Source organism: Bacillus sp. FSL K6-0042 (assembly GCF_038006685.1).
GTDB lineage: Bacteria > Bacillota > Bacilli > Bacillales > Bacillaceae_G > Bacillus_A > Bacillus_A pseudomycoides.
The window spans coordinates 21,092-34,158 of sequence record NZ_JBBOVS010000001.1; the positions used below are offsets into that span (position 1 = coordinate 21,092).

Sequence of the window (13,067 nt, forward strand, 5' to 3'; positions counted from 1 at the left end):
CAACTTTTATAAACTAATTTTCTAATATAAACATTTCGAAGTTAATATAAAAACACTATTGTTTAGGGGATAAATGAGGAGAGGTTCAAATCCATAAGAGGCTAATATTCGGTATACAGAAAAGATGGCGTTTTTTATGAACTTTTATTAATATTCAGCTAGAGTCTGATTTACATAGTAGGCCTCACCATATCCAAAAAAGAAACTTGTACGTTTAAACACAAATTGGACACATTTTAACTGATACACTGTACGTTAAGCGCAAAGTTTGTTACCAAAAAACTAGCCTTTTGAAAAAAAGATCCCCTAATATGAGGGCACTGAAAAAGTCCTCATAGTTTAAAAAGTGAAAGCTTCCTCGATTTCATCGAGGAAGCTTTCACTTTTTTCATGTATAATGGTTGTACTAATTCTAGGTGGTGTTCCGGATGATTTCAAAACAACAATCTCTTAACCTTAGTCCATTCATGGCGATTTACGATATCGTCGTGCCAAAAGATAATATGCTTCGTCAATTTAATGAAATGGTTGATTTTTCTTTTGTTTTAGAAGAATTGAAGGATAAATATTGTCTCGATAACGGTCGCAATGCAGTGCCGCCCGTTCGTATGTTCAAATATTTATTGTTAAAATCCATTTTTGATTTATCCGATGTAGATGTTGTCGAACGCTCAAAATATGACATGTCTTTTAAATATTTCTTAGATATGGCACCAGAAGATATGGTGATCGACCCTAGTTCGTTAACGAAGTTTCGTAAGCTTCGTTTAAAAGATGTAGGGTTACTTGACATGCTCATCCAAAAAACAGTGGAAATTGCACAGGAAAAGGACTTGATTACAAGTAAATCAATTATTGTTGACGCTACGCATACAAAAGCACGCTTCAATCAAAAATCGCCGAAAGAATTTTTAATGGAGAAATCAAAACTACTCCGCAAAGCGGTTTATCAAATCGATGAAGGAATGAAAGAAAAATTCCCACCTAAAACAACGACGAATGACTTAGGTGACGAACTCGAATATTGTCAAAAAGTCATTGAAGCGGTAGAAAAAGAAGAAATGATTCGTAAATATCCAAATGTGAAAGAAAAACTCAACTATTTGAAAGAAATTGTAGAAGACCACCAAGAACACCTTCAATTTTCACAAGATCCTGATGCACGAATTGGACATAAAACAGCCGACTTCTCTTTCTTTGGATATAAAACACATATTGCGATGAACGAAGAACGTATCATTACAGCGGCGGTGATTACAACAGGTGAAAAAAGCGATGGAAAATACCTTCAAACATTGGTTGAAAAAAGTCGTGAAACAGGAATGGAAATTGATACGGTCATTGGAGATACTGCTTATTCAGAGAAAAATAATATTCAATATGCCAATCAACATGAATTACAATTAGTCGCTAAATTAAACACAATTGTGACACAAGGACCACGTAAAAAAGAAGATGAATTTGAGTTTAATAAAGATGCGGGTATGTACGTTTGTAAAGCTGGACATATGGCTATCCGTAAAGCACGTACTGGTAAAAAGGGAACAAACAAGAATCAAAGCCACACTTACTATTTTGATATCAACAAATGTAAAGTATGTCCATTTAAAGATGGGTGTTATAAAGAGGGCGCGAAAAGTAAGACGTATTCTGTCACCATAAAATCGACAGAACATAAGGAACAACAGGCATTTCAGGAAAGTACATACTTCAAAGAAAAGGGGAAAGAGCGTTATAAAATTGAAGCGGAAAATAGTGAACTGAAGCACAGACCCGGGTATGATGTGGCATCTTCCTCGGGTCTGATTGGCATGCAAATGCAAGGAGCAATGGCCATATTCGCTGTTAACTTAAAACGAATTATGACCCTATTAAAAGAAAAAAAGTAACAAAAATATAGAAAGAAAAGTCGCCTTTCTTGTTTTACATGTGTTTTATGAGATGAAAAACGGAAGTTTTTCAGTGCCCTCAATATTAACTCCATCTTTTTTATTGTTTAATATATCACTTTATGATATATTATTTTTAGATATATCATAAAGTGATATAGGAGAGTAGGAATAAAATGAAATCATTAGAGCAGTTAACTGATTCTGTATTTTATATTATGGCAGGATTCACCAAACCAAGGCATGGCTATGCGGTGATGAGCTTGATTGAAGAATTAACAAAGGGGAAAGTAGTAATTGGGCCTGCATCACTATACACAATTATTAAAAAGTTAATAACCGAATCTTACATTGAATTATTTGATGATTCAGACTCACGTAGAAAAGTATATGTTTTGACAGATAAAGGTAGAGAAGTGTTGGAACAAGATATTTTGAGACGTAAAACGATGCTTGATTTTGCTGAAAATGGATTAAAAGGGGAGAACTAAAATGGGGAAAACAAAATACATCATGTCAAATGGGATTGCTTTTTCAGAAGAAATAGATTTAAAAAAGCTAAGAAAGTATGCTGCAAAAGGATGGATTGTGAAACGTTTTAAACGAATGGGATATGAATTAGAAAAGGGCGTTGCTGAAGATACTATTTTTAGTCTTGATATAAGACCATTAGCAGAAAATGAATTGGAAGAATATATTGAAATGTTTGAATTGGCAGGTTGGGAATATGTTTGTTCAAGTTATTATGGTGTGCACCTATTTAAGGCCAAACCTGGTACAAGACCAATTTATACAGATAAAGAAACAAAACAGGAGAAAATAAAAACACTTAGACAACCAGTTATGTCAACAGTTTTAATTAGTATGACCATGCTGATTGTAAGTTATTTAGTTCATTCGGTAAGTTCAGGGGTATTAAGTACAATATTTTCGATAGTTTTCTTATTTTCCCTTGTCATTACCATTCCAATGTTAATGACATTAATGGCGACCTACTACCATTCGATTCGAACAAAATAGTATAGAAAGGGGTCCCGCCACATTGCTATCAAGCTAAAAATTTATAGTACCCCCAGAACGAAATTTTGTGCTAACTTATAACAAAAAAGCTCATTTTTTCGTTTTGGGATAGTTCTGAATTCTTAAGTTGATGGGCATGTATGGTGACCCCTTGTAGAAGAAACATTTTCCATCTGAGAGCTTATGCTCTCTTTTTTTATTTATGTTCGACATAATCTGACAAAAAAGTTGTAACCATATTTGTTATGATAGTTCAGGAATCATACATTTTACATAATTGGAGGAAACGAAATGTATAAGAAGATGGGTACACTCGTTATAACTGGAGCGCTTGCTATAAGTCTAGCGGGATGTAGTGATACAGAAGAAACTGCCAAGAAAGTATCAAATGATACAAAAACAGAACAAACAACTGAAAAGAAAGAAGAGAAAAAAAAATTTAAAGTTGGCGAAACAATTAAACTTGGAAATCACAAATTAACTGTTACAAATGTTGAAAAGTCTCCAGGTGGAGAATTCGATAAACCTAAAGAGGGTCATGAATTTTTAATCGCTAATGTAACTATAGAAAACGGCGGCAAAGAAGAAATACATTATAATGCTCACGATTTCAGTTTACAAAACAGTGAAGGAAATATTGTAGATCCAACGTTAACTATGATTAACCAAGATACTCAATTGAATTTTGGAAAACTTGCACAAAATGGGAAAATAACTGGAACTATTGCTTTCGAATCAAAACAAGGAGATCCTAAGCTTCAATTAATCTTCAAACCAATTTCCTTATCAGAAGAAGAAGTTCGAGTAAATCTTCAATAATAATATCTACAAAAAGAAAAGACACCCGAATTGAGTGTCTTCTTTTAAAATTTCACATACTATATCTAATTAATGGGGTATCGCCAGCATTTCGGAAAAAACCCAAACTAAGCAAAAAAATACAATAAGCTGTCCATATGGACAGCTTATTTACATAAAATTCGAAAGCGGAAGTAAATGTGATACCCTTGTTCAAGTATCGCACTCTTTCGTTCAAGATAACTCTTCAATCAAATTTTTCAAATTAGTTTTTGTTTCTAAAAACTTAGCTTTTTCTCTGATATTATTTTTTTGTTCCTCACAGTAAAAAGGTTCTCCTTCAAACCTCGGAATGACGTGCATATGATAATGCGTCAAATCATTGAATTTCCCACCATTTTGACAAATCGTGATCCCATCAGGATTAAATAATTTTTTTAGTGCTTTTGAAATGGTCATAGACGCTATCATAATAGCATTTGCAGTTTCAATATCTAATTCTTCAACATCTAAATAATGTTTTTTAGGAAGAATTAAGGTATGTCCCTCGTTAAAAGGTTCAATGTCCAGGAAACAACAAACATACTCATTTTCAAATACAATATTTACTGGTTCAATTTGGTTAGATAATCTACAACCTAAACATTCTGAGTTTATAGTCATATGTGCTCCCCCTTTGGATAATTAAATCCCTTTGGTACTTATTTTTTCTCCCAATAATTTTATACCTTGTTCAACAAAACCGCACCGTTAGTTGAACAAAGAATCCTGCATACCCTATTCATGTCAGGTAGACATAACGTCTCATTATTGGAAGTTATGTTGCATTATCATTTTTAAACAAATTTAATATTTGATTTGCGTCCTCACCTTTTATTATGTAATGTTCAAGATGTTTTTGTTCTTCATTGTCTTGTCGAGCAATTATAACGGTTGGATTTTTCTCTAACCATATTAAATATATTTCTTTAGAATTGTCTTGGTAATTTATAATCATCTTGTAATCTATCGCGTTCTTCGCCTCGTCATCCAGAAAAAGAGAAATAACTCTTTCTCGATCCTTATATATTCCTGTATGTTCCATGGCTTTAATAATTTGATCAAACTCTAGGTTTATAACTGCCTTTTTGTTTTTTACTTTAGTCGATATAAGCTCAATCTTCTTTATCTCCTTTCCTTGAAAGAAAATAGGCTTACGATTTTTCTCTTGTTGTATTGAGGCGGTTTTTCCTTTTGGTTGATCAGTAGTAGATGTATTATCAGTGTTTGTCTCAGTCGAACAAGCGGATTGATATAGGGATAATGATAAGGCCAGCAATAATATATTTTTTTTCATGAATTTACCCCTTTCCTTTTGTGGATAATATTCCCTTTTATCCTGTAATAAACCTTCTCAAAGGGGAGAATTCATATATTCTTCGTATGAATAAAGTATTCATACGAAGTTTACGTAACGACCTATTAGGCCTCACCATCAAGCTAAGATTTTGAAGTACCCCCAAAACGAAAATTTTGTGCCTTTTATAGCAACAAAGTTCATTTTTTTCGTTTTGGGGTTAACCTGCTCTGTTAGGTTGTTTTACATGTGGTGCTTACCCCATGCAAAACAAACCCCGCCCCTTTAGAAAGGGGCTTACATCACTGCTTATGTACAACACAGCGTAGCATCGCTAAAGGCATCTTCGGGAATATATACTTTACCATCTTTTATTTCATACGGAATGTTATTTCTTTTTAGTTTAGCTGTATCGACAGTGTCAACAGTGCTACCCCATTGTTCTAACTTACCGTTGTACTTTTGACAAGCAGATAACACTAAAAGAGCTGTAAAGCAGAAAAATAGATTTCTAAAACGATGTTTCTTCATAATACCCCTCCTCTTCCTTGATTGTACCATTCGGAAGAAACGATTTGCTATAAAAATTGGATGTATATTCCATACATGTAAGGTTTACACAAAACCACTTTTCGGTAGCAAACATATTAATGCCGTAATTACATAAAAAAAAGAATCCCTTATGATTTCTGGGATTCTTTTTCTTGTTTAAAGTTTGCTCACACAAATGATCTGCACATCAATTCACTTTTGATATACAGATCATTTGCATGATAATTTTTATAAATAAGTGCAGAGAATTCTATTACATGAATGCTTTTAGAAGTGTTGCTACTAATGGAATTACTCCACCTAAGAATGATAAAACTGCCATTGCGATTGCCATATTATTTCCTCCTCTATTAATTTCTGAATATTAAGAATTCTATAAATTCATTATATTACAGATTTAAGAATATAACAATATCTTTTTTATTCTCTCTAAGATTTCGAAATATGCCCATAACAACATTTTTCACGCCACATTTATTCATGATAATTAAGTTCACTTTTTTCGTTTTGGGGTGGATTTGTTTTCTTAAGTTGATGGGCATGTATGGTGGTGTAGCTTTGAAAAAAAGTTTAATTATAAATGTTGATGGAAGCACAATTTAGCAATACATAAAAAGAAACCTTTTTTGAACAAAGATTGGTCAAAATGGTTTCTTTAGCTATAAGAACTGATTTAGTTTTTATAAAAAAGATGGATCAAAACTCAGGGACATATCTATTACAAAAGTTTACTTCCTTGTAATAGAATTAAACTAGTCTTCAAACCAAAATAACACTTCAATGGGTACTTTTAAAACTTTTGCAATATCGTAAGCCAGTTTTAATGAAGGGTTATATTTTCCGTTTTCGAGATTACCAATTGTTTCTCTTCTAACTCCAACCTTATTAGCTAAATCTTCTTGGGACATATTTAACTTTACCCTATATTCTTTCATCCGAGTAATCAGCGTCATCCTGCATCCCTTTCTTTTCTCTACGTTCAAATATTTCTAAATTAATTAAAAAAGTTCCTAACGGTATTAAAGTTGAAAGTGCAACAAATAAACGAATTACATGTACATTTTCAAAAATAGAAACACTTAAGAGTAGTATACTACCGGATACTAGTGTTACAAAAAATGCCCTTGTAGCGGCCATGCGAACATGCAGTATAAAAAGCTCATCTGGTATAACTTTTGCGTATAAAAAGAAGAAAAAGAAAAGGAAATAGTAGTAAGGCGAAAACGAATTTTCACTAAAAAATGAGAAAGGTGCCAAAAACCCTAAAAAACCAATAAACCCTAAGTAAGCTAATTTGTTCTTCATATAAGATCTCCCTTGTGATATATTTCGCTCTTTATGTGATAAATATATCACATAAAGAGCGAAATATAAAGGAATTGAAACGGTATAACTTTTTTATAAACAGTTAATCTTTTTTCAAAGCGGTTAAACTTTTTTAGAAATGGTTGATCTTTATTTCAAATCTACAGGTGGAGCCTTATAGCACATTTCACGATCATGTTATCTAGCTAAATACCAAAGTAGGGGTCACCATACATGCCCGTCAAGCTAAGAAATCAAGTTGCCCCTAAAACAAAAAATCTCACTTCTTATCTTTTTTCAGATAAGAAGTGAGATTTTTTGGATACTATCAATAATAAGTGGTTATGTCAACCTCACATGTATATATTATTCATCATTCTTTCTTCAAGTAACAAGATAAGATAGTTCAAAAAGTTATATTAAATCTGTTACAGTAATTTATAGGATACATAATTTGAGAAATGAGGAAAAACAATGAACAGAATTGAATTTATAAGAAAAGAGGAGAAAAAATATCACGACTATTGTTACGATAATTATAAACTGTTTGAAGAAGGTTCGTGGCTACATAAACCTGTAAAAACGGTAATAGATCTAATTCCATTGTTTGAAGGAAAAGACGATCTTAGTGTGCTTGATTTAGGTTCTGGAGTGGGCAGAAATAGTATCCCATTGGCTCAAGCTATAAAAGAAAATGGCGGTACAGTTGTGTGTGTTGATTTATTAGACTCTGCTTTGCAAAAATTAAATCAATACAGTGAGGAATATGAAGTTAAAGAAGTAATTCAAACTGAAAAAGCTGATATAGGAAACTATGAAATTAAGCCTAATAACTTCGACTTCATTGTTGCAGTTTCAAGTTTAGAACATGTCCAATCAGAAGAGGTATTTGGAAAAGTTGTTCAACGAATGGCAGACGGAACGAAGTGCAACGGAATAAATTGTATCATTGTAAATTCTGAAGTTGAAGAAATTGATATGGATACCAATAAGAAATTGAATGCACTAATGGAGATAAACATTCCAACAGAAGAAATGATGAATAAATTAAGACAAATATATGATGGTTGGGAAGTATTGAGTATCCTAGTAAAACCGCTCGAATATAAAATTATTCGAAATGAAAAGTCTGTTTTATTAAAAACAAATGTAATCACATATGCTGTAAGAAAAAATAATCTATAAGGAGTCACCATACATTACTATCAATCTAAGATGGATTTATACCAATAATTCATAGAAAACGTTATTCTTTTTGTAGAAATATACAGAAAGGATGGCGTTTTTGTATGAATCTATCGATTCAAGATGAGTTTTATTTGTTCGCTGAAGAACTACAGCGATATCTATCTCCACATATTCTTCAACAACTTGGCCAAGAGACAGGTTTTGTAAAACGTAAAAGTAAGTATGGCGCACGAGATTTGGCTGCTTTATGTATTTGGATCAGTCAACATGTAGCAAGTAGTCCCCTTACTCGATTATGTAGTCAGCTTTATGCAAATACAACTACACTTATGAGTCCAGAAGGACTTAATCAACGTTTTAACCGATGTGCTGTTTTATTTCTACAGCGTGTATTTTCTCTTTTAATCAAAAGTAAACTAAAAGATTCTTCTCAAATCTCAAACCAATACATTTCTTATTTTCAACGTATACGTATTTTAGATGCTACTATTTTTCAAGTACCCAACCATTTAGCTTCTATTTATCCTGGTTCAGGGGGATGTGCACAGACAGCTGGTATTAAGATTCAACTAGAGTATGATTTACATAGTGGGAAATTCCTCAATTTTCAAATGGAACCAGGTAAAAATAATGATAAAACCTTTGGTACAGAATGTTTGGATACCTTACGATCAGGAGATTTATGTATTCGAGATTTAGGATACTTTTCTCTAAAAGATTTAGACCAGATGGATCAACGAGGGGTATTCTATGTTTCTCGGTTGAAATTAAATAATAGAGTATATGTGAAAAATGAATCGCCAGAATTCTTTCGGGATGGGACAGTAAAAAAGCAATCTTTATATGCTTTACTTGATCTTGAACATGTCATGCATCAGATAAAACCAGGAGATACTTATGAAATTCTGAATGCCTATGTTGGACAACAAAAATTACCCTCACGAGTTGTAATATACAGACTCACATCAACTCAAGTTCATAAACGTAGGAAACAGCAAACTTATGTTGAAAAGAAAAAAGGGGTTACATACTCTGAAAAAAGTAAACGTTTAACAGAAATCAATGTTTATATTACCAACATCCCATGGGAAATTGTTCCGATGGAACATGTTCACGAGATCTACTCTCTACGTTGGCAAATAGAGATTGTATTTAAAACATGGAAATCTCTTTTTGGTATCAATCATTGTCACAATATTAAGCGAGAGCGTCTAGAATGTCATCTGTATGGACAGTTAATCGCTATTTTTCTTTGTTCTTCCACTATGTTCAAAATGCGACAGCTGTTACTACAGAAAAAACAAAAAGAATTAAGTGAATATAAAGCAATTTATATGATTCAAGATCATCTGTACTTAGTATATGAAGCTATACAACAAGACACCCAAGAAGTATCAAAAATTTTTCTTCGTCTGTTTGACCTCTTACAGAAAAACGGACGGAAATCCCATCGATATGAGAAAAAGACAGTCTTTGATATTTTAGGCGTTGTTTATCAGTGCACTGTATCCAATCTAAATAAGAAAACTGCATAATCTTTAAAAATACACCTTATTAAGGTTTATTTGGAATGCGTATTTTTAAAAACAAATAAACAAAATATCAAGCATGTAGGCAACAAGAACGGAAGTTCATGGAATACCCAACCTTAGCTTGATGGGCATGTATGGTGACCCCTAATAAGATAATATCAGGCTGATAGTGCTTCCATTTGAACAAATTTTCCTTTTTCATACTGATCACACACCTTTTTTAGAGTAATAGTATCAGTATGTCCAAGATTTAGAGATTACTTGCATGTATCTTGAAGTTTTTGCACCGGAACCAATAGAACGGGTTACCTCAAAACAATAAAAACAAGCATAATGCACAAAATTTTCGTTCTTGGGGTATTTCAAAATCTTAAGTTGATGGATATGTATGGTGACCCCTATAACGCATTACATGAATTATTAATAGTTTCATAAAACTGGCCCACAATATCCCCCATCTCTTTATGTCTTCGGAAACTTTGCAACAGAACCTTAAACTACATTATAAGGCGTTTTTCATTATATTCAAATATCTATTACGTTATTTGAATATCTGCTAGGGCACAATTTAAATTTAATGAAGTTTGTAATACTGAAGAATAAATAATTAATTCAGAAAAATTTTTAGCAACTTCATTATATCGCAATTACTTTTTAAAATTAATCAAAAAATTTTCCCTTTACTTTAAATTCCAGAATTCATATAATTTTCTATGGAATTACATTTTTTTCTAAATAGCTCCTGATTCATACACATTCTAAAGGATAAACACAAATCATTTCACTCGTATATTTAACTAGGTAAAATAAAAATCCATATTTTCACAAGGAGAAGTGACCACATGCAAGATATTTTGAATCTATTTCCGAGCGCTGATGGAAATGAAAAAAAACAAAAACTTTTTTTAGAATCTATGCAGAAAATAGTTGAAAATCTTAGCCGATTAAAAAATGAAGACCGAGCATCTTTAGGTAACTGTGAGGAAAAATCAGATGGATATTACAATAACTTAATTCACCAAAGTCATATACCACTGGCTGGAATTGCTATGTCTGAGGTTATGGAAGAACTAAACCAATTTATGAATGGTCATCCTTATCCAAATAAATATTATTTGTCTAACGCTGTACCACTACCAAGTATTCCATCACTATTAGGTACAATAACCATGGCGCTTTTAAATGGTAATGGCGTTTGGGATGTATATGGCCCTGGGGCAGCTGAAGCAGAAGTAAAAGTTGTATCCATGCTTTCAAAACTGATCGGTTATAATCCGCATAATAGCGGTGGTTATACAACATGGGGTGGACAAGGATGTGTATTTTCAAGCTTACGTTTAGCAATTGCTAAACAATTTCCATTAGCAAAGGAACACGGTGTTCCACAAAATGTATATTGCTTTGCTTCTGAAAATGCACACTATAGTTTATTAAAGTCAGCTGAAGCAACTGGCATTGGGACAAATCACCTAATTAAAGTGAAAACTGACCCTTATACAAATTCTATGGATATAGAAGATTTAGAGGATAAAATGATAAATGTTATTGAAAACGGAGGTATCCCCCTTTATATTCTAGCTACTATGGGGTCAACAGATACATTTACAATTGATGATATAGAAAAAATTAAAGATAGTGCTGAATCAATACAGAAAAAATATAAATTAAAACCTATTTATATTCATGCAGATTCTGCAATGGGCGGATTCTATGGTTTCTTTAATAATTATAACTTTGAAGAAAATCCACTTTCATTTGAACCTAATGTGAAAGATGCCTTACAACTCGTTCAAGGGAAAATGCAATATATGTCTCTTGCAGATAGTGTATGTTTTGATTTTCATAAATTAGGACAAACACCTTATACTTCAAGTATTTTAATCGTGAAAAATCATACTGACTTACAACTTATGGACATCGAACAAAATGACACACCTTATCTTGGTAATAGATCATATGGCAGTTATCATACAGGCTATACCTTAGAATGTTCACGAGCTGGTAGTTCTATTCCGATGTATATAAATTTATTAGCCTTTGGAATTGAAGGATATCAAAAATTATTAGCAAATTATGTTCGTGTAAATCTATTATTTAGGGAGAAATTGCGCAAGGCTCTTCCTCAAATAGCAATAACAAATGATTTTACTTATGGGCCAATTACAACATTTCGTTTCTATATGAATGGAGATGGCCAGGTAAATTGGGAAAAGGAGCGTACAGGTCTCGCAACACAAGAAGAGATTGAGGATACAAATCGGTTAAATATAGAACTATTTAATTACCTAGGAAAAAATCGTGATCAAATATTCTTTGGCGATACAACTCGTTCTTGTGTAGTAGATGTAATAAACAGTTGTGATAGAAAACCAATTTCTACATTAAAATTCTTTTCTATCTCGCCATATACAAATGTTGAATGTTTAGATGAGATTGTAGCATTTCTTCATAAACATGTATCGATTGCTACTAAACAGATTTATTCATATGTTTAATAACCTTATTTGTTAGCGCTTTAATATTTAAACTTAACTACATTAAATAAAATTTTCAATCCCTTTTAATCACTATCTATATTAAGAAATGAGGAAAAATATATGAATATAGAGCTACTAGATACACACCACGTGAAAGATGCAGCACATTTAATTGCACATTCTTTTGTGAATAACGAACCTCTTGTAAGCAGTTTACAAATTCCTTTTGCTCCTTTTCACAAAATGTGCGAGGAAATGGTAAAACAAGCTGTATCTCAATCTATGTCATTTGTAGCAATAGAAAACTTTCAAATTGTTGGTGTTCTTTTAACAAGAAAAGTAACCCAACCATTAATAGATAAAGATAAAGCGAGTGAACTGTGTCCACAAATGGATCCCATTTTTCTACTCTTAGATACTTTAGAGACGGAATCAATTGAGTTTTCAAATTTAGATAAAGAAAGATTAGTCTATCTAGATATGGGCGCTTGTCATCCAGATTGGATGGGCAGTGGGGTAGTCACTACTCTTATTTCACATGCTATTCAAGAAATAAGTACAAGAGATTTTGATTTTATTGCTGCTTGTACAAATAAAATTTCTCAAAAAATCCTTAAAAAATTGTATAAGACTTTTGAGATTAATGAAATAGTGTATAATAAATTTCCTTATAAGGAATCTTTGCCTTTTGCTAACACAACAACTTCCTTAACAGCTCAATTATTATATATACCTCAATCTCAATTTGTCATTAAAGCTATATAATTTTTAGAACGACTATAAATTCGAAAAAAATTATCCTATATGTGCATGAATCCTAAATTATTACTTTTCAAATAGTATACCCATACTTTTATAGCAGCTAAAAAAGGCTTCGAATTGAGGAGTCTTTTTCTTTGTAATGGGGGTACGGAAACGATTCAGGGTATGATGGGACACTCTGGAATTTAATTACAAATCTAAAAAAGAA

General features: G+C 32.3%; 13 protein-coding genes and 1 pseudogene. 8 read left to right on the top strand and 6 right to left on the bottom strand.

All coding sequences use genetic code 11. The features are described from left to right. The first annotated feature begins 428 nt into the window (after window positions 1–428). The 4 genes from MHH45_RS00085 to MHH45_RS00100 all read left to right on the top strand — a co-directional run bounded on the left by MHH45_RS00085 (window position 429) and on the right by MHH45_RS00100 (window position 3,728). Entirely contained in the window at window positions 429–1,889 is a 1,461-nt protein-coding gene (locus MHH45_RS00085; protein WP_016133108.1) for an IS1182 family transposase, read from the top strand. Window positions 1,890–2,065: 176 nt separating this feature from the next. Next, on the top strand, window positions 2,066–2,380 hold the full coding sequence (locus MHH45_RS00090) for a PadR family transcriptional regulator (RefSeq protein ID WP_016115627.1): 315 nt from the start codon (window positions 2,066–2,068) through the stop codon (window positions 2,378–2,380). Window position 2,381: 1 nt separating this feature from the next. Continuing rightward, on the top strand, window positions 2,382–2,909 hold the full coding sequence (locus MHH45_RS00095) for a DUF2812 domain-containing protein (RefSeq protein ID WP_016115626.1): 528 nt from the start codon (window positions 2,382–2,384) through the stop codon (window positions 2,907–2,909). 291 nt (window positions 2,910–3,200) lie between these two features. Beyond that, entirely contained in the window at window positions 3,201–3,728 is a 528-nt protein-coding gene (locus tag MHH45_RS00100) for a DUF4352 domain-containing protein (RefSeq protein ID WP_006097608.1), read from the top strand. A gap of 213 nt (window positions 3,729–3,941) precedes the next feature. Here MHH45_RS00100 and MHH45_RS00105 read toward each other — a convergent pair whose 3' ends face one another. The 5 genes from MHH45_RS00105 to MHH45_RS00125 all read right to left on the bottom strand — a co-directional run bounded on the left by MHH45_RS00105 (window position 3,942) and on the right by MHH45_RS00125 (window position 6,900). Then, window positions 3,942–4,370 carry an HIT family protein gene (locus MHH45_RS00105; protein WP_016115625.1) on the bottom strand — a complete coding sequence of 143 codons (429 nt, stop codon included), beginning with the start codon at window positions 4,368–4,370 and terminating at the stop codon, window positions 3,942–3,944. A 154-nt stretch (window positions 4,371–4,524) separates the two neighbouring features. After that, window positions 4,525–5,043, bottom strand: a complete 519-nt coding sequence (locus MHH45_RS00110) for a DUF1374 domain-containing protein (RefSeq protein WP_088094646.1) — start codon at window positions 5,041–5,043, stop codon at window positions 4,525–4,527. Between the two features lie 309 nt (window positions 5,044–5,352). Further along, window positions 5,353–5,574, bottom strand: a complete 222-nt coding sequence (locus MHH45_RS00115; protein WP_016115623.1) for a hypothetical protein — start codon at window positions 5,572–5,574, stop codon at window positions 5,353–5,355. 773 nt (window positions 5,575–6,347) lie between these two features. Next, window positions 6,348–6,548: a helix-turn-helix transcriptional regulator gene (locus tag MHH45_RS00120; RefSeq protein ID WP_016115622.1), complete on the bottom strand. Its 201-nt coding sequence runs from the start codon at window positions 6,546–6,548 to the stop codon at window positions 6,348–6,350. Then, a complete protein-coding gene (locus MHH45_RS00125; RefSeq protein WP_016115621.1) occupies window positions 6,517–6,900 on the bottom strand; it encodes a DUF3796 domain-containing protein in 384 nt (127 codons plus the stop codon). The genes MHH45_RS00120 and MHH45_RS00125 overlap by 32 nt, the downstream gene beginning before the upstream one ends. Window positions 6,901–7,374: 474 nt before the next feature. Between MHH45_RS00125 and MHH45_RS00130 the strand changes: the two genes are divergently transcribed. Next, entirely contained in the window at window positions 7,375–8,085 is a 711-nt protein-coding gene (locus tag MHH45_RS00130) for a class I SAM-dependent methyltransferase (RefSeq protein ID WP_016115620.1), read from the top strand. Between the two features lie 104 nt (window positions 8,086–8,189). Further along, complete coding sequence (locus MHH45_RS00135) at window positions 8,190–9,623, top strand: IS4 family transposase (RefSeq protein ID WP_340861625.1); 1,434 nt, start codon at window positions 8,190–8,192, stop codon at window positions 9,621–9,623. 135 nt (window positions 9,624–9,758) lie between these two features. Here MHH45_RS00135 and MHH45_RS27905 read toward each other — a convergent pair. Next, window positions 9,759–9,831, bottom strand: a pseudogene (locus MHH45_RS27905) (IS6 family transposase); the annotation flags it as partial. A gap of 631 nt (window positions 9,832–10,462) precedes the next feature. On the opposite strand from MHH45_RS27905, the gene MHH45_RS00140 reads away from it, so the two are divergent. Then, on the top strand, window positions 10,463–12,115 hold the full coding sequence (locus MHH45_RS00140; RefSeq protein ID WP_088094645.1) for a pyridoxal phosphate-dependent decarboxylase family protein: 1,653 nt from the start codon (window positions 10,463–10,465) through the stop codon (window positions 12,113–12,115). A gap of 102 nt (window positions 12,116–12,217) precedes the next feature. After that, window positions 12,218–12,862, top strand: a complete 645-nt coding sequence (locus MHH45_RS00145; protein WP_003204295.1) for a hypothetical protein — start codon at window positions 12,218–12,220, stop codon at window positions 12,860–12,862. Window positions 12,863–13,067 lie beyond the last annotated feature (205 nt).